15 protein-coding genes are annotated in these 17,025 nt (G+C 71.0%); 6 read left to right on the top strand and 9 right to left on the bottom strand.

What is annotated here, in order from left to right; genetic code table 11:
* Positions 1-91: 91 nt before the first annotated feature.
* The 4 genes from ACZ561_RS27610 to ACZ561_RS27595 all read right to left on the bottom strand — a co-directional run bounded on the left by ACZ561_RS27610 (position 92) and on the right by ACZ561_RS27595 (position 2,381).
* Entirely contained in the window at positions 92-337 is a 246-nt protein-coding gene (locus ACZ561_RS27610; RefSeq protein ID WP_470999800.1) for a hypothetical protein, read from the bottom strand.
* A gap of 193 nt (positions 338-530) precedes the next feature.
* Positions 531-935 carry a DUF6193 family natural product biosynthesis protein gene (locus ACZ561_RS27605; RefSeq protein WP_470999798.1) on the bottom strand — a complete coding sequence of 135 codons (405 nt, stop codon included), beginning with the start codon at positions 933-935 and terminating at the stop codon, positions 531-533.
* 90 nt (positions 936-1,025) lie between these two features.
* On the bottom strand, positions 1,026-1,763 hold the full coding sequence (locus ACZ561_RS27600; RefSeq protein WP_470999796.1) for a tyrosine-protein phosphatase: 738 nt from the start codon (positions 1,761-1,763) through the stop codon (positions 1,026-1,028).
* Between the two features lie 9 nt (positions 1,764-1,772).
* Positions 1,773-2,381, bottom strand: coding sequence for an XRE family transcriptional regulator (locus tag ACZ561_RS27595; protein WP_470999827.1), 609 nt, complete (start codon positions 2,379-2,381; stop codon positions 1,773-1,775).
* Between the two features lie 284 nt (positions 2,382-2,665).
* On the opposite strand from ACZ561_RS27595, the gene ACZ561_RS27590 reads away from it, so the two are divergent.
* From ACZ561_RS27590 to ACZ561_RS27580, 3 genes are read left to right on the top strand one after another with little or no spacing between them, the layout of a single operon-like run.
* Positions 2,666-3,040, top strand: a complete 375-nt coding sequence (locus tag ACZ561_RS27590; RefSeq protein WP_376439362.1) for a CU044_2847 family protein — start codon at positions 2,666-2,668, stop codon at positions 3,038-3,040.
* 19 nt (positions 3,041-3,059) lie between these two features.
* The gene (locus tag ACZ561_RS27585) at positions 3,060-6,362 is read left to right on the top strand and encodes an nSTAND1 domain-containing NTPase (protein ID WP_470999795.1); all 3,303 of its coding nucleotides are present in this window, start codon (positions 3,060-3,062) and stop codon (positions 6,360-6,362) included.
* On the top strand, positions 6,359-7,444 hold the full coding sequence (locus ACZ561_RS27580) for a WD40 repeat domain-containing protein (protein ID WP_470999793.1): 1,086 nt from the start codon (positions 6,359-6,361) through the stop codon (positions 7,442-7,444). Before ACZ561_RS27585 ends, ACZ561_RS27580 begins: the two co-directional genes overlap by 4 nt.
* A gap of 26 nt (positions 7,445-7,470) precedes the next feature.
* On the opposite strand, the gene ACZ561_RS27575 is transcribed toward ACZ561_RS27580, so the two are convergent.
* Together ACZ561_RS27575 and ACZ561_RS27570 are read right to left on the bottom strand one after the other, a co-directional pair.
* On the bottom strand, positions 7,471-8,157 hold the full coding sequence (locus ACZ561_RS27575; RefSeq protein WP_376439356.1) for a response regulator: 687 nt from the start codon (positions 8,155-8,157) through the stop codon (positions 7,471-7,473).
* Entirely contained in the window at positions 8,154-10,100 is a 1,947-nt protein-coding gene (locus tag ACZ561_RS27570; RefSeq protein ID WP_470999792.1) for an ATP-binding protein, read from the bottom strand. Before ACZ561_RS27570 ends, ACZ561_RS27575 begins: the two co-directional genes overlap by 4 nt.
* Before the next feature lie 195 nt (positions 10,101-10,295).
* Here ACZ561_RS27570 and ACZ561_RS27565 point away from each other — a divergent pair, with 195 nt between their 5' ends.
* The gene (locus tag ACZ561_RS27565) at positions 10,296-11,660 is read left to right on the top strand and encodes a cation:dicarboxylate symporter family transporter (protein WP_470999790.1); all 1,365 of its coding nucleotides are present in this window, start codon (positions 10,296-10,298) and stop codon (positions 11,658-11,660) included.
* Between the two features lie 227 nt (positions 11,661-11,887).
* Here ACZ561_RS27565 and ACZ561_RS27560 read toward each other — a convergent pair whose 3' ends face one another.
* The 3 genes from ACZ561_RS27560 to ACZ561_RS27550 all read right to left on the bottom strand — a co-directional run bounded on the left by ACZ561_RS27560 (position 11,888) and on the right by ACZ561_RS27550 (position 15,356).
* Entirely contained in the window at positions 11,888-13,345 is a 1,458-nt protein-coding gene (locus ACZ561_RS27560) for a glycoside hydrolase family 16 protein (RefSeq protein ID WP_470999788.1), read from the bottom strand.
* 98 nt (positions 13,346-13,443) lie between these two features.
* Positions 13,444-14,427: an aldo/keto reductase gene (locus tag ACZ561_RS27555; RefSeq protein WP_470999786.1), complete on the bottom strand. Its 984-nt coding sequence runs from the start codon at positions 14,425-14,427 to the stop codon at positions 13,444-13,446.
* A complete protein-coding gene (locus tag ACZ561_RS27550; protein WP_470999784.1) occupies positions 14,427-15,356 on the bottom strand; it encodes an NAD-dependent epimerase/dehydratase family protein in 930 nt (309 codons plus the stop codon). The genes ACZ561_RS27555 and ACZ561_RS27550 overlap by 1 nt, the downstream gene beginning before the upstream one ends.
* A gap of 44 nt (positions 15,357-15,400) precedes the next feature.
* Here ACZ561_RS27550 and ACZ561_RS27545 point away from each other — a divergent pair, with 44 nt between their 5' ends.
* Together ACZ561_RS27545 and ACZ561_RS27540 are read left to right on the top strand one after the other, a co-directional pair.
* A complete protein-coding gene (locus ACZ561_RS27545; RefSeq protein ID WP_470999782.1) occupies positions 15,401-15,940 on the top strand; it encodes an Lrp/AsnC family transcriptional regulator in 540 nt (179 codons plus the stop codon).
* A gap of 24 nt (positions 15,941-15,964) precedes the next feature.
* Positions 15,965-16,651, top strand: a complete 687-nt coding sequence (locus tag ACZ561_RS27540) for a nitroreductase family deazaflavin-dependent oxidoreductase (RefSeq protein WP_470999781.1) — start codon at positions 15,965-15,967, stop codon at positions 16,649-16,651.
* The last annotated feature ends 374 nt before the right edge of the window (positions 16,652-17,025 follow it).

Here is a 17,025-nt window from a genome sequence, read left to right as displayed (position 1 = left end):
CGTTCCCACTCGGCATCACTCAGATCACCCCGCCCCATGCCCACATCAACGACTCGGACACGCGGTAGTCACATGATCGGCCGGACAAGTCCTAGGCGGGCTTCGTGGTGAAGTGGACCGGATCGATTTCGACGGGACCCTGCCGGGTGGCGTAGGGCGGGCAGACTCCGACGGTCACCGCGGAGCAGACGACCCAGCTGAGCGAATCCTCGCTGCGCAGCACCGGAGTCAGCCAGGGACGGGGAGGCTCCATGCAGCCCGTGGCGGCGATGTCCGCCAGGACGGTTTCGTCCGCCGTCTCCAGGCTCAGGCCGCGGAACGACCGGCCGATGTTCATCCGCCGCACGTCCTCGAAGCAGAGCCCGATCGGTGCGGTGTCCTCGAAATACCCTCCGCCGCTGAGGATGAACAGCCGCGAGTGGCCGACGCCGTACCTCCACAACTGAAACCGCTCGGGGCTCGACCCAGGACGCGTCCGCCTGCCTCACGTGCTTCGTCCAAGGGGAACTACGGCCCTTCTCTCTTCGCGGTCACTCGTTGCGGCTCTTCAGGCCCTCACACGCGGCGAGTTCGTCGGCTGTGCCATGGAACGCGGGGCCGCAGTTGGCCGGCAGTCGCTCGACGACCATGGCGACCGCCTCCTGCGCCGTACCAGCGCTACCGACCTTCCGAGTCCGCGAAGGTCCCTCGACGTAGTACGGCCCGGTGTGGTTCGGGCCGGCCTTCGCCGGGCCGATGTAGGGCACGTCCCACGTCCACCTCTGCTCGGTGCAGCGACTGAAGTGCAGCTCCCACATACCGGTCCAGGGGAAGAGCTGCCGCAGCCGTGGCTCGGCGTATGCCGCCGTGACCAACTCCTTGCTCACCCTGTCGGAGTCGAGCAGCTCCTGCCATGCCGCTTCCACCTTGTCCGCGCCTGAGGCGTTCGTCGTCATGCTCGGATTCTCCGGCAGTCGAAGAACTCACTCCTCCAGCAGGGCGAAGAGCCCAGCGGCTGCGAGGCGGTGCTCGTCCTCCGTCAGGCTCTAGACCCCCGCGGGCTCCACCAGGCGCTTGCGGAGGGTCTCCACCACGGTCGGATCCAGGCCCACGTGCCCGGTGACGTACGCGTACACCGATCCGTACTCCGCGCGCAGGTCCGCGAGGAAGAGCCGCATGATCTCCGCGGGTGCCCTGCCGTATCCCGGCCAGCGCAGTTCCCGCCCCGGATGGGCGGCGTGCCAGTCGGCGATCAGCCGTTCGGTGGCCAGTTCGGTCAGCGCGAAGTCGGCGAGGATCTGCTCGTCGGAGACGTCGAGAAGGGAGAGGACCACGGCGGCGAGCAGGCCCGTACGGTCCTTCCCCGAGGCACAGTGGAAGACGAGGGGCCCCTCCGCGGACGCGATCACCTCCAGGGCCTCGCGCAGCTCCACGGCGCCGTCGGCCGCGACCTCGGCGAACCGGTCGGCGAGGTAGCGCCACGGGTCGAGGTCCGGATCGATCTCCGCCTGGTCGTAGGGGCGGTGCTCGATGCTCAGGTTGTGCCAGGTGATGCCGTCCGTCTCCGGCATACGGCCCTTGGCGGCGATCTCCCACGGGTAGCGCAGGTCGATCACCGCGGCCACGCCGAGCTCCTGGAAGCGGTCCAGGTCGGGGCCGCGCAGCTTGGCGAGGGAGTCGGAGCGGTAGAGGACGTCCCAGCGGACGGTTGCGCCGTCGGCGGTCCGATAGCCGCCCAGGTCACGGAAGTTGTGGAGGTTCTCGAAGGGTACGTGTCGTCTCATGACGACACCCTACGACTCGACCAACTCCCAGAAGCGGTCGACGATTCCGTCGAGGTACGCGCGGCCCGAGTCCCCGCTGTCGCCCGAGGCGCCCCAGCTGCTCGTCGCCGCCATCTTCGCGTGGTAGTCGGTGTGCAGCCGCTGGAGCGCGAACTCCAGAGTCCGCTTCTGTACCGGCAGCAGCTTCACGACCGGGCGCACGTACGCCTGCCAGCGCGTCGTGGCCGCGTCCCGCAGCAGCTGGGCCAGGTCCTCGTTCCTGCCGGTCACCGTGAGCAGGGCGCGCGGCCCGAGACCGAGGGTCTGGGCGAGGGCGGCGGTCTGGCGTTCGTTGCCGCGCCAGCGGCCCGACTCCTCCATCCGCAGATAGCCGGGGGCGTCGAGGCCCACCCGGCGCGCCAGGTCGTCCGGGGCGAAGCCCCGGGCCATCCGGTGCTCGCGCAGGGTGGTGGCGGCCGCGATCAGCTCGCCGGGGGCACACCAGAGGACGCCCGCGAGAGCGGTGAGCTCCTGAGCGGTCGGGGCGAGCCGGCCGCGTTCCCAGGCGATGACGGTGTCGGGGGTGACCGCGAGGCCGTACTGCGCGCGAAGACCGTAGGCGACATGGCCCGGAGCCATGCCGAGGCCTTCGCGCAATCGGCGCGCGGCGAGGGCGTTGAAGGGAGGTGAGGGAGGGGAGGGTTGCACCCTGACACGGTAGATGCGGAACGTGACAAATGGCTACGGTGCGTTCACCCAAGGCCAGAAGTCGTAGAAACGTCGGAACCGGTCGGTAACAATCCGTATTGATCTCCGTCGCGTTCGGTGACCGGTGGGCAATGTCCGATGACCGGTCACGCTCGGCGGCGGAGCGCCGGAACGCATCCGGCTATGATCTCCAACTCCCAAATGATGGAGGAGACATGAGCGACCGCCCCGTCCATACGGTGGAAGTGCCTCTGGGTGACGGCAGTGACGAGTTCGTGCGGGTCCAGATCCGAGAGGTGGACGACTCGCTCGTCCGCGTGGGCCGAGGTGGACGCACCATAGCGCGGGCCGAGAGGTCGCTCGGCCAGATGCTGGACACCGTACGCCCCGTGGCGGAGAGCTTCGTGGGGCGGTTCCAGGGGATGGCGCAGGCGCCGGACGAGATCACGTTGGAGTTCGGGGTCTCCCTGTCGGCCGAGGCGGACGTGGTGATCGCCAGCACGGCGACAGCGGCCAATTTCTCCGTGAGTTTGACCTGGAACAGGCGTGACGCGAGGGACGCAGAGGGAGACAATTCCCGCCAGGGCTGAGCCGGGCTCGGAGGGTGTGGTGACGGGGGTCGGGGAGCAGGGCGCCGAGCACGCGGAGTCGAGGCTGGTCTCGGCCGTCGTACGGATCAAGGGAGCCGACGGCGCGATCGGTGGCGCGGGCTTCCTCGTCGCGCCCGACCTCGTCCTCACCTGCGCGCATGTGGTCTCGGACGCGCTGGGCCGGCCCCGCGCGGACGCGGTGGACACCGGCACCGAGGTCACGGTCGACCTGCCACTCGCCGAGCACCCGTACGGCGACGGAGGCGAGCACCCTGACGGCGCCTACGCCGAGCACTCCGACGGCGACGGCGGCGAGCTCGCCCACGACGCCGACGGTCGTGACGAGCTCGCCCATGTCCAGAGCTGGGTGCCGATCAGGCCCGACCAGACCGGGGACATAGCCGTTCTCCGGCTTCGGAACCGGATCCCCGGAGCCCGTCCGCTCCCCATGGCCGACCCGCGGCAAGGCGTGTGGGACCACGAGACGCGCACCGTCGGCTTCACCGACGAACACCCCGACGGCATCTGGCAGAGCGGCCGATTCCGCGGTCCCACCCGGCAGGGCTGGATCCAGCTCTCGCGGACCGACGGCGAGGCCGTGCACGTCAAGGGCGGCTTCAGCGGCAGCCCCGTCTGGGACGACACACTGGGAGCCGCCGTCGGGATGATGGTGGCCGCACAGCCGGTGCGCGAGGCCCAGCAGGCGTTCGTCCTGCGCGTGAGAACCCTGCTGCGGGAAGTACCCGAACTCGCCCCGTTCGTGACCCCGGCCACGCCCTTCCGGGGTCTCGCCCCCTTCCAGGAGGGCGACGCGGACGTCTTCTTCGGACGCGACGACGACATCGAGCGTGTGGTCACCGCCCTGCGGGGCGATCAGCCCACGGTCACGCTGTACGGACCGTCGGGCTGCGGCAAGTCCTCGCTCGCCCTGGCCGGTGTCGTACCGAGGATGAGGCAGGACGGACACCGGATCGTCCGGCTGAACGCCGTACGCTTCCAATCCCTCCGCGCCGCGCTCGCCACCGAACTGTTCGAGACCGCACGGTCCGGGCCGCAGCACGGACCGTCGCGCGCGCGGAGCGCCGACCAAGTGGAGGGATGGCTCGACGAGTTGGGCCTCGCGGACACCGTCCAGCGTGCCCTGGGCCCGTCGACCGGCCGACTCCTCGTCGTACTGGACCAGGCCGAGGCGCTCCTGGACCGCTCCGAAGCCGAGGCCGAGGAGGTCGCCCGTCTGCTCTTCCCCGAGCGGCAGCAGGGCGGTGTACGGGTCCTGGTCACCCTGCGCGCCGACTTCATGGACGCGGCCCTGAACCACGCGCGTCTCGGCCCCGCGCTGAAGCGGGGCGTCACGGTACCCCTCACCCCCATGTCCCGGTCCCAACTCGCGGAAGTGATCAGTGAGCCGGTCAGGCGCGTGCCGGCCGTGGAGTACGACCCGGGCCTGGAGCGGCGCGTCCTCGACGACGCGGGCGGCGAACCGGGAATCCTGCCCCTGCTGGGATTCGTCCTCGCCCAGCTGTGGGACCAGCAGGCCGGGGGACGGCTGCGGACCTCGACGTACGAAGCGAGCGGGGGCGTGTCCGGCGCCCTGCGCCGCCACGCCGAGCAGGCCTGGAGCGAGTGCGTCGAGAGAGGTGACGACGACGAGGCGCGGCGGCTGCTGACCGGCCTGGTCCGGGTCCTGCCGGGCAGCGAGGCTCCGCTGCGGCGCATGCTCACCCGGGAAGAGGCCGGGGAGACGCGGTGGCGGATCGCGACCTCGCTCGCCGCACGACGGCTGCTCGTTCTCCACGGGGACGAGGGGGAAGCGCAGAGCGCCGAACTCGCTCACGAGGCACTGATCAGCGCCTGGCCGACGCTCGCACGCCAGGTGACGGCCGACGCGGAGTTCCTGGCCGGCCGGGCGGAACTCGCCCATGACCTCGACCGCTGGCGGAAGGCCGACGAGCCCAACGACCTGCTGCCCGGCCCGCCGCAGCTCCACTCCCTGCGCGGCCGTCTGCACGGCCGGGAGACGGAACTCGCCCCGGAGGAAAGGGCGTTCCTCGACCTGGCGTGGCGGCGTCAACGCACGCGCCGGAACCGCTCACGGGCCGCGTGGATCGCGGCCGCGCTCGTGCTCGCGCTGATCGCCGCGCTGGGCACGTTCCTCGTCCAGCAGTCGCGGGTGAGTGCCGAACGTCAGGCGGAAGGGCGCTCGCGCGCGCTGGCCTCCCTCTCGGACGACCTGACGACGCGCGATCCGGGGCTCGCGGCCCTGGTCGCCATCGCGGCACACGACATCGAGCCCACCCAGGAGGCCGGTAACGCGCTGCTGCGCCGGTACGACCAGTTCCACGCCGCCCGCTGGGTGCTGACCGGCACCGAGTCCCCGATACAGGACGTGGCGACCAGCACGGACGGCGCCGTGATCCTCGCGACGACCGAGATCGGTGGGACGGCGACTGGGAAGGGCGGCGCGGTGCTGTTCGTTCGCCGGGCTGGGGGCGGGATCCACCGCGAACCCCTGCGCCTGGCCCAGCAGGTCCTCTACCCACTGGTCAGCAGGGACGGCCGGAGGATCGCGTACCTGTCGGCGCAGGACGGCGGCACCCTCGTCTGGCACGACGTGAACCGCGACGCCGAGAACGTGCTGGGTCCTGCCCACACGATCCGGCACAGCGACTTCGGCGATGTCGAGCCGACGGGGATCTACCAGAACGTCGGCCTCGCGGACTTCTCCCCGGACGCCGGCGAGGTGGTCCTGGCGGTGAACGGGCGAGCCCGGATCTGGGATCTGGCGACGGAGAAGGGACGAGGGCTTCCTGCGCGCGTCCCCGTGCTGGAGAAGGTCTGGTTCGGCCCGGACGAGCGCACGCTCGTGATCCAGCGGCCCCACGACACCGAGAAGGGCGCGGACGCCTCGGTGATGGCCGTCGCCACGGGCACCGGGAAGACACGGCTGCTGGCGAGCGGTGCCGGCATGCCGGAGCGGCCGCGCCTCGCACTGTCGGGCGACGGAGCGGTGCTGACCATCTGCCGGCCGGGACAGGGCGAGGGCGGCGCCGTCTACCGGGCCGTACGGGTGAGGGACGGACGCCTGCTCACCACGTACGAGTCCGACCCCGTCCACAAGGGCTGTGACCGAGGTATCGCCATGGACCGGACGGGAGAGCGCTTCGCGGTGCGGGTGTCCGGAGCCAAGTGGGCGCTGTCGACACACGGCCGGGCAAGGGGGCGAAGGAGGCGGCCGGGCCGAGCGATGTCAACCTCGAAGACCTGTCCCTCGTCGGCGGACCCGGGGATCCGGTCCTGGTCACATGGGACGAGACCGCCGTGACCGGACGTCCCCTGAGCATGGACACCTTCGAGGCCGACAGCCCTCCGGTGCTGCTCGGCAACGGACGCACGGCGCTCGTACGGGCGGGCGCCGACGGTGACACCCTGGCCGTCGTCCGCATGGGAGACCGTGGAGAGACGACCCCGCTCCAACAGGTGAAGCGGCCGGCGCGGGACACATCGGCGGACTTTCGCCAGGGTCCCCCGGAGGTCAAGGTCAATCCCTCCCAGACGCTCGCGGCCGACCTCGTCGGCCCGAACACCATCCGGGTGTGGGAGGTCCCGTCCCTGCGCCAGGTCACGGACATCACCACCGCCCGGCCCCCGGTCGACAAGGCCGGGAAGACGACGGACGACGTGGAACTCACCTTCCTCGACGACGGCCGGCTGCTGACCGTTACCGGAACCCGCCTCGAGCACTGGGACGCCCGAACCGGCAGGCGGCAGTCCGAGCCGATCGACGTCGGTTCGCTGGGACTCACCGACAAGAGCCCGCCGCGGTTCACGGTGGACCGCTATCCGAAACCCGACCATGCGCAGATCATGATCGAGGGGTCTTCGGTCATCCATGCCGTGGACCTGCGAACAGGCCAGGAGGACAAGGAACTTCAGCTCCGTTTCCCTCCGGATGTCGTTCACGCCGTGCTCGACCCCAGCGGCCGCTACGCGGTCGTGAAGAACACGCGCGACATGGTGGAGTTGTGGTCGGTAGGGCCCGGGCGGCCCATGGAACGGGTACTCGGCCCCCTCGGGCCCCTCCACCCGTACGGGGACTACCGGATGGGATTCCTGCCGGGTGGCTCGCGGTTCTTCCTGGCCAACGAGGACTCCGTACGCGTCCAGGACGCGACCGAGCCCGGCGGCGGAGAGTCCTACGACTTCGAGGAGAACCAGCGGTTCCTCGCGGCCTCGCCGGACGGCAGGACCCTGCTACGGCTCACCGAGGACACCCAGGTCGACGTCCTCCGCTTGGACCCCGAGCTCTGGAAGGACCGGCTGTGCGAGGTCCTCGGCCGTGACATCTCCGAGGACGAACGCCAGGGCCTTCCCACATGGCTGCCGCGGGGAACGTGCCCGGACTGAGGTGACGGCGATCGCGGAGACCCGTCTCAGCGACCGATCGTCGTGATCCACCGGTACTGGAGCTCCGGACGGCCGATCTGCCCGTACTGCGGGGCCCGCGCGGCCCGCCCGTCCGTGACCAGATGCTCCAGATAGCGGCGCGCGGTGATCCGGGAGATCCCCACGGCCGCCCCGGCCTCGGCGGCGGTCAGCCCGTCCGGCGTGTCCCGGAGGGTACGGGTGACGGCCTCCAGGGTGGGGGCGCTCAGCCCCTTGGGCAGCGAGGCGGGCTGCGGGGTGCGCAGGGTCGCCAGGGCACGGTCCACCTCGTCCTGCCCGGACGCCTCCCCGGCGGTGGCACGGAACTCGGCGTACCGGGTGAGCCGGTCCCGCAGGGTCGCGAAGGTGAACGGCTTCAGGACGTACTGGACGACACCGAGCGACACCCCTTCGCGCACGATCGCGAGATCGCGGGCGGAGGTGACGGCGATGACGTCGGCGGAGTGCCCGCCGGCGCGCAGCGACCGCAGCAGCTGCAGCCCGTGGCCGTCGGGCAGATACAGGTCGAGCAGGATCAGATCGACCGGCAGGCGGTCGAGGACGCGGACGGCCGCGGCCCGCGAGTGCGCGACGCCGACGACGACGAACCCGGGCACCCGCCCGGCGTAGAGCGCGTGCGCGTCGGCGGCGACGGGGTCGTCCTCGACGACCAGCACGCGGATGTCCTGACTCATGCGGGCACCTCCGCACCGGGGGAGCCGGGCGCGGCCTCCGCCGCCGGAGTGGGGCCGGGCGTGCCGGGCCGGGATGCGGGGCTCGCGTCTGCTGCGAGGTCTGGGGACACCGGGGTCGGGGTCGCCCCCGTCTGTGCGGGCTTCGGGGTCGCCTGCGTCGGCTTGGGGGGCGCCTGTCCCGCTTGTGTCGCCTCCGAGGGTGCGTGCCTTGCCTGTGCCGGCTCCGGGGTCGCCTGTCCCGCCTGTGCCGGCTTGGGGGGCGCCTGTCCCGCTTGTGTCGCCTCCGAGGGTGCGTGCCTTGCCTGTGCCGGCTCCGGGGTCGCCTGTCCCGCCTGTGCCGGCTCCGGGGGCGCCCCCGCCTCGTCCGTCAGAGGCAGTCGTACGGTGAATTCCGCGCCGCCCTCCGGGGCCCGGGTCAGGACCACCGTGCCCGCGGCCCGCGTCGTCGCCTGGCGGACCAGGGCGAGGCCGAGGCCTCGGCCGGGGCCTCGGGTGGACCAGCCGCGGTCGAAGACCGCGTCCGGGGCGCCCGCCTCGATCCCCGGGCCGGTGTCGGAGACCCGGAGGAGGAGCTCCCCGTCGTGGGTGCGGGCCGTGACCGTGACCCGCCCCTGCGGCGTACCGCTCGCCGCCTCGACCGCGTTGTCGATCAGGTTGCCGAGGATCGTGACCAGGTCCCGGGACGGAACAGCCGGTGGCAGCAGCCCGTCGTCGATGCGGCTGTCCTCGGTCAGGACCAGCTCCACCCCCGACTCGTTCGCCTGCGCCGCCTTGCCGAGCAGCAGAGCCGCCAGGACCGGCTCACCGACCGCGTCGACCACCCGGTCGGTGAGCGCCTGCGCCAGCTCCAGTTCGGCGGTAGCGAAGCCGACGGCCTCGTCCACCCGACCCAGTTCGATCAGCGAGACAACCGTGTGCAGTCGGTTCGCCGCCTCGTGGGCCTGCGAGCGGAGCGCCTGCGTGAACCCCCGCTCGGAGGTCAACTCGCCCGACAGCGCCTGGAGTTCCGTACGGTCCCGAAGCGTCACGACCGTACCCCGACGCTCCCCGCCCACCACCGGACGGGTGTTGACCACGAGCACCCGCTCGGACGTCAGATGCAGCTCGTCCACCCGCGGCTCCGAGGCGAGCAACGCACTCGTGAGCGAGACCGGCAGCCCCAGATCCGCCGCCGACCTGCCCACCACGTCGGCGTCGAGACCGAGCAGCTCCCGCGCCCCGTCGTTGATGAGCGCGATCCGTCGCTGCCCGTCCAGCATCACGAGCCCCTCGGACACCGCGTGCAGCGCGGCCTCGTGGTAGTCGTGCATCCGGCTCAGCTCGGCCGCGTTCATGCCGTGCGTGTGCCGCCGCAGCCGGGCGTTGATGACGTACGTGCCGATACCGCCGAGCGCCAGCGCCGCCCCCGCCATTCCGAGCAGGGCCGTCACCTGCTCCCGTACCTGCTCGCTGATCTTCTCGATCGTGATGCCCGAGCTGACCAGACCGACGACCCGGCCGTCGTCGAGGACCGGTGCGACCGCGCGGACCGAGCGGCCGAGCGTGCCCATGTGCGTCTCGGAGAAGGTCGTCCCCTTGAGGGCCGGCTCGATGTGGCCGAGGTACGTGCGGCCGATCTGGTCCGGCTCCGGATGCGTCCAGCGCGTGCCGTCCGGGGCCATGATCACCACGAAGGCGACCCCGGAGTGCTGCCGCAGCGACTCCGCGTACGGCTGGAGCCGCGCGCTCGGGTCCGTGGAGCCGGCCGCCTCCACCACCGAGGGGGACTCGGCGACGGCCGTCGCGAGCGCGGTGACCTGGCGGGTCGCGGTCTCCTCGGCCTGGGCGCGGTCCGTGATGTACGCGAAGACGGCGCACCCGGCCACGATCGCGGCCACGAGCACGACCTGCATCGCGAAGAGCTGGCCGGCGAGGCTGCGGGGTCGGGGGAACGGTATGCGCATGTCGGTAAGTGTGCCTGGCCGGATTTGCGGCGGGGAATCCCGTTCCCGAATCGTTCTCCGCCGGACGGTTCGGTCAGGAACGCACATGGTTCGGTCGTGAACGAAACGAACGTAAGGGTGACCCGGGTCACAGGCTGATGGATATTCGCTGGGATCCACCGGGACGTGGACATCCATCAGCACGAGGAGGACCCCGTGGCCGCACAACGGGACCGTACCCACTACCTGTATCTCGCAGTCATCGCCGCCGTCGTACTCGGCATCACGGTCGGGTTCGTGGCGCCGGGCGTCGCCGTTGAGCTCAAGCCACTGGGCACCGGCTTCGTGAACCTGATCAAGATGATGATCTCGCCGATCATCTTCTGCACGATCGTCCTCGGCGTCGGCTCGGTCCGGAAGGCCGCGAAGGTCGGTGCCGTCGGCGGGCTCGCGCTCGGGTACTTCCTCGTGATGTCCACCGTGGCCCTCGCCATCGGCCTTCTCGTGGGCAACATCCTGGACCCCGGCTCCAGCCTCCACCTCACCAAGGAGGTCGCCGAGGCCGGCGCCAAGCAGGCCGACGGGGCGAGCGAGTCCACCGTCGACTTCCTCCTCGGGATCATCCCGAAGACCCTGGTCTCCGCCTTCACCGAGGGCGAGGTCCTCCAGACCCTCCTCGTCGCCCTCCTCGCGGGCTTCGCGCTCCAGGCGATGGGCAGGGCCGGTGAGCCGGTCCTGCGCGGCATCGGGCACATCCAGCGGCTGGTCTTCCGCATCCTCGCCATGATCATGTGGGCGGCCCCGATCGGCGCCTTCGGCGCCATCGCGGCGGTCGTCGGCGCGACCGGCATCGACGCGCTGAAGTCGCTCGCGGTCATCATGATCGGCTTCTACGTGACCTGCGCGCTCTTCGTCTTCGTGGTGCTCGGCGCGCTGCTGCGGGTGGTCGCCGGGGTCAACATCCTCGCGCTGCTGAAGTACCTCGGCCGCGAGTTCCTGCTGATCCTCTCCACCTCGTCCTCCGAGTCGGCGCTGCCGCGCCTCATCGCCAAGATGGAGCACCTGGGTGTCAGCAAGCCCGTCGTCGGCATCACCGTGCCGACCGGCTACTCCTTCAACCTGGACGGCACGGCGATCTACCTGACCATGGCCTCGCTCTTCGTCGCCGAGGCGATGGGCAACCCGCTCTCGCTCGCCGAGCAGATCAGCCTGCTGGTCTTCATGATCATCGCCTCGAAGGGTGCGGCCGGCGTCACCGGCGCCGGTCTCGCGACCCTCGCCGGCGGCCTCCAGTCGCACCGGCCCGAGCTGGTCGACGGCGTCGGTCTGATCGTCGGCATCGACCGCTTCATGAGCGAGGCCCGCGCCCTGACGAACTTCGCCGGCAACGCGGTCGCGACCGTCCTCGTCGGCACCTGGACCAAGGAGATCGACAAGGCCCGGGTCTCCGAGGTCCTGGCAGGCCGGGTCCCGTTCGACGAGAAGACCCTGGTCGACGACCACGCCCCGGCGACCTCCATGCCCGACCAGCGGGCCGACGGCCCCGGGGAGGGCGTGGAGAAGGCCCGCGCCGGCGTCTGAAGCTTCCCGAGTCCCGGGCCTTGAGCCGGATCCGGGCCTCGGGGAAAGGGACGACCCCGGCCGCGCGTGCGGCCGGGGTCGTGCTGCTTCGTGCATAGACGGGTGGGATCGCTTGCTTCGTGCGTCACGGGCGGGGCGGATTGCTCTGTGCGTCACGGGGCGAGATCGTCCTGCTCGTGCGTCACGGACGGGGCGATCCCGCTCGCTCGAGTCTCAGGCGGCAGGGGTCACGAGAACGGGATCCTGACCACCGACTGGTTCCCGACGCCGACCGTGCTCGGCCCGTTCCCGATCGCGTTCCACACCTCGATCCGGACCCGTCCGTTCACCAGGTCCCCGTGGCTGCCGGTGGCCGACCGCAGTCCCCTCGCCTGCGTGTAGTGCTCGTAGCCCGGTACGGGATCGGTCGCGAAGTACTGGTACGTCTCCACGCGCTCCCAGCTCCCGTCGCCCGTACGGTCGTAACTCACCCGTATCTGCTGTCCGTTGGCGACGACGGAACCGGCGTCCACGGACAGGTCGAACTGCGTCGAGCCGCCGTTGTACGTCCGCGTGATCGGGCCCGACGTGAAGACCTGCGCGTTGACCGGGCTGCCGTCATGGTTGGCGCCGCCCGCCGAAGCCAGGGTGACGGCGGAGGCGGCCGACTCGGCGTCGCCCGCGCCCGAGCCGGTCCGCAGATACAGCTGCGAGGAGCCCGAGGGTGGGGGAGTCGTCGGCGGAGTGGTCGGCGGGGTCGTGCCGCCGCCCTTCGTCCACACCGCCACGTAGTCGACGAGCATCGGCCGCCCGGACACCGTCGCCGCCGTCGGCGTCTTCCCGGCCAGCGCGTCCGGGAAGGCCCCGCCCATCGCCACGTTGAGCAGGATGAAGTAGCCCGCGTGGCTGGTCATGTCGGCCCACGCCTGAGCGCCGACCCGGGTCTCGTTCACGCTGTGGAAGAGCTGGTCGTCCACGTACCAGCGCAGCTCGTTGGGGGAGGTCGAGCGGTCCCACTCGAAGCGGTACGTGTGGAAGGCCGACTGGCAGCTCGCGCCGGGGCAGGTGCGGCTGGCGCCGATGCCGGTGGTCTCCCCGCAGGGGCCGCCCGGGTTCACCCCGCAGTGCAGCACGCCCCAGACCGAGTTGAGGCCGTTGACGTTCTCCATGATGTCGAACTCGCCGATGGCCGGCCAGTTCCAGTAGTTGCCCCGGTAGGGCGCGCCGAGCGCCCAGAAGGCGGGCCAGTAGCCGAGGGCCGCGTCACCGGTCACGTTCGGCATCTGGACCCGGCCCTCGATGCGCAGGGTTCCGCCCGCGGGAGCCTTGAAGTCGGCGCGCTTGGTCTCGATGCGGGCCGAGGTCCAGTTGCCGGCGCCGTCCTTGAGCGGGGTGATCCGCAGGTTGCCGGTGCCGTCGAGGCGCAGGTTGTCGGGGCTCGAGGTGTAGTTCTGGATTTCTCCGGTGCCCCAGTTGGCGGGCCCGCCCGGGTAGCCGTGACCGGTGTCGATCTGCCAGTCGGCGGAGTTCGGCAGGGCGCGGTCGGGACCGTTGAAGTCGTCGCTCCACTGGAGCGACCAGCCGGGCGCCGGCGGCGGTACGGCGCCGCTGGCGGTGCCGGTGCCGCCCAGGCCGAGCAGGGCGCCCGTGGCGAGGGCGGCGGCGAGGAGTGAGGCGAGCAGAGGGGTGCGTCGGACGCGGCTCAAGGAGAACACCTCCGGTGGGGGATGAGCGCCTGAGAGCGCTCTCAGGAGGCTTTTGTAGTTGGAGACACCGGCCCCGTCAATGGGTCCGGTGTCTTCGGTTACTGAACGTCCAGCTCCGCCAACTCACCCGCGTCCAGTACGAGTTCGGCGGCGGCCGCCGAGTCCCGCGCCGACTCCGGACGGCTCGCCCCCGGGATCGGGAGCACCGTCTCCGACCGCGCGAGCAGCCAGGCGAGCGCCACCCGCTGCGGACTCACCCCGCGCGCCCGCGCCACCCGGTGGAACCCTCCGAACTCGGGGTCCGCCTCCAACGCCGACGCCCCGTCCGGCGCCGATGCCCCGTCGGGTGTCCCGTTCGGCGCCGGCGCTCCGTCCGGCGTCGGCGCCCCGTCCGGCGCCGATGCCCCGTCCAGCGAGCTCCGCGAGATCCCGCCCAGCGGACTCCACGGCATGAAGGCCAGACCGAGTTCCGCGCAGAGCCGCAGCTCCGCCTCGTCGGTCCGCACGGCGGGGGAGTACCGGTTCTGTACGGAAACCAGCCGGTCGCCCAGGATCTCCCGCGCGAGCCGGATCTGCGCCACGTCCACATTGGAGATCCCGGCCAGCCGGATCGTGCCCACGTCCAGCAACTCCCGTACCGCGCCGAGCGATTCGGCGTACGGCACGGCCGGGTCCGGCTTGTGCAGCTGGTACAGCCCGATCGCCTCGACCCCGAGCCGGCGCGCGGACGCCTCGGCCGCCCGCCGCAGGTGGGCGGGCCTTCCGTCGACCGTCCAGCCACCGTCGGCCGTCCGCCCCCGCCCGCCCTTCGTGGCGACGAGTACGTCGTCAGTACCGTCCCCGCCCCGGCCACGACCCCCGTACGTGGCCAGGGCCCGCGCCACCAGCAGCTCGCCCTCGCCGGGCTCGCCGCCCGGCGGGTGGTACGAATCCGCCGTGTCGAGCAGTGTCACGCCCGCGTCGAGCGCCGCGTGGATGGTGGCGAGCGCGCGGGCCTCGTCGGGACGGCCCTCGATCGACAGCGGCATGGCACCGAGGCCGATCGCGCCGACCCGTACGTCCCCGAGCATCCGGTACCGCATCAGCGCGCCCCCAGCGTCTCGGAGAGGGCCTGCGGCAGCCACTGCGCGGAATTCGAGAAGGAGAAACCGAGAGCCGTCGCGCGTGAGTTGTCCATTCCGTACGAGCGGGCGAAGGAGAACGGCGACACCTCGCCGACCTCCACCTCATGGAGAACGGTCTCTCCACCCACCTGCCTCTCGATCTCGGCGCATATGTCGGCAGTGGTGAGCGGGCCATGAGAATGGGCGTTGACCGGTCCGGTGAATTCGGCCTCCACCGCCCAGGCGAGGAATTCCGCGATCTCCTCGACGTACACAAAGGTGGCCGGGTGGTTCACCGCAGGAACGGAGATCGGCTCACCCGCCCGGATGCGCCGCGCGTAATGCTCGACCCGTCCGGTGAAGTCGTCCCCGCCGCCCAGCACATGGGCGACCCGCACCGCCGTGTACGGGAACGGCGGCTCGGCCGCGAACACGGCCTCCGCCTGCCGCTTTCCCTCACCGTAGTGCGCGTCGAGGAACTCCCCGTCGTCCCAGGGAAGGTCGAGATCGACAGTGACCGTGCGCGGATCGACCGCCTCCTCCCGTACGGGCGCGGCCGAGTCCTCGTACTCGTACACCTCCACCGTCGACGTCATCACATAGCGCCCCGTGCGCGGCCCGAACACCCGCCGGGCAATGGCGGCCTGGAGCGGGGTGTAGCAGACCTGGTCGACGACGACATCGAAAGTCCGGTCGCCGAGCGCCGCTTCCAGAGCCGTCTCGTCGTTCCGGTCGGCGAGCAGGTGGTCCACTCTGTCCGGAGTGTCATTCGGAGCGGCGTAGGGAGTGCCGTTCGGAACGCGGGAGGAACCGCGGTTGAGAATCGTCACGGCGTGTCCGGATTCCAGGAGACGAGCCGTCAGGCGCTTTCCGAAATAGCGGTTCCCACCGATGATCAGAATGTTCATGCGACAAGTGTTACGTTGTGCGCTCGCCGTCTGAAGGGGGAAACATGGGAGTGCAGGCCGCCGCACCGAAGGAACCACGGCATCTGCGCCCTGCCGCCGACGAAACCTCGGGAGGCGCCTTCGACCCCATCGACCGGCAGATCCTGGACCTCGTCCAGACCGACGGCCGCATCAAACTCAGCGAGCTCGGCCGGCGCGTCCGACTGAGCCCTGCGGCCGTCACCGAACGGGTGCGCCGGCTGGAGGCCTGCGGGGCGATCACCGGATACGGAGCCCACGTCTCGCCGTCCCGGCTCGGCTACGGCATCCAGGCCTTCATCCGCGTCAATCCGCACGGCGGGTACACGCTCAAGCACCCGCGGACCCTGGAGCTCACCACCCGGCCCGAGATCCGCGAGGTCCACCACGTGGTGGGCGAGGACTGCTGGATCCTCAAGGTCGCCGTCACCGACACCATCCATCTCGAAGAGATCCTGGAGCAGACCTCGGCGCTCGGCCGGACGACGACCTCGATCGTCCTGTCGTCCCCGGTGGAGCGCAAACCGCTCCTTCCTCCGGGCGCCGTCGGCGGAAACGGATCTTGACGACGCGCTTGTCGGTTCGTTGAGATGAAGGAACTCGCGTCGCGTGCCGGTCCGCGCTGGAAAGCGGAGGCATGGAGGCAAGAGGACTGCATGGAGGCAAGAAGGCTGTGGGGACGGCTCTGCCTCCCCACTCCTTCAACGCAGATCATCGATGAATTCCGTCCGCATCAACGCCGGCCGGCTCGTAGGTCCCTTCGAGGGATCGGTGCTCCTTCTTCTCACCACGACGGGCGCCCGGTCCGGGAGGAAACGGCCCCGCTCGGATTCGTACGGGACGACGACCGTGATCGGCTCCTCGTGGTCGGCTCGGCGGGCGGCTCCGACCGACACCCGGACTGGTACCGCAACATCCTGGCCAACCCCACCGTCACCGTGGAGTTGGGTACGGACACATGGCAGGCGACGGCCGTCGCGGCCACGGGCGCCGAACGCGACGAGCTCTTCGCGAAGGTGGTCGCCGAGGCCCCCCGGCTACGCCGACTACCAGCGGGCCACCGACCGGATCCTCCCGGTCGTCGCCCTCCACCGGATCCCGGAGGACACCTACACCCCACCGACCCGGCCCGATGTCCTCGCCGACGAGCTGATCGAGATCCACGACTGGCTCCGCATTCACGGCACCCCGCGAGGGAATGGCCGCCGGCGCGACCCCTCCGACCCCTCCGACCCCACCGTCGAACTGCGCCGCTGCTGACCACCTTGGGGTTCTGAGGGGCTTGGTGTGGGGGGTCTGGTGGGGGTCGGGTTTCTGAGCCTCCTGGTCTGATACGCCCCCGTGGGCTTCTGGTTCGGCCGCCCTCGTTCCGAGTGTGGCGACCGGAGTCGGTGCGTCAAGGGCGCTCCTGCGTCGCGTCGGCTTCGCCGATTGCGCTTCGCTTCACCCTTGACCCACCGCCTCCGGTCGCCTTTTCACACTCGGAGGGCGGCCCGGGGGCGTGGCCACGCGACGACTCCCTCGGTCCTGGGCGGGGATCGGCGCCTGCGGGTGCGTGGGTGGGATTGCGCGGCAGTTGAATGGGGTGGCCCGGCGGCGCTCAGCGTGTTGCGGCCGTGGGTCGGCTGGGATTCATGCCCCGCTGGTCACT

The sequence above is a fragment of the Streptomyces sp. NPDC039609 genome (assembly GCF_055596705.1).
This window is presented reverse-complemented; position numbering and strand designations above follow the sequence as displayed.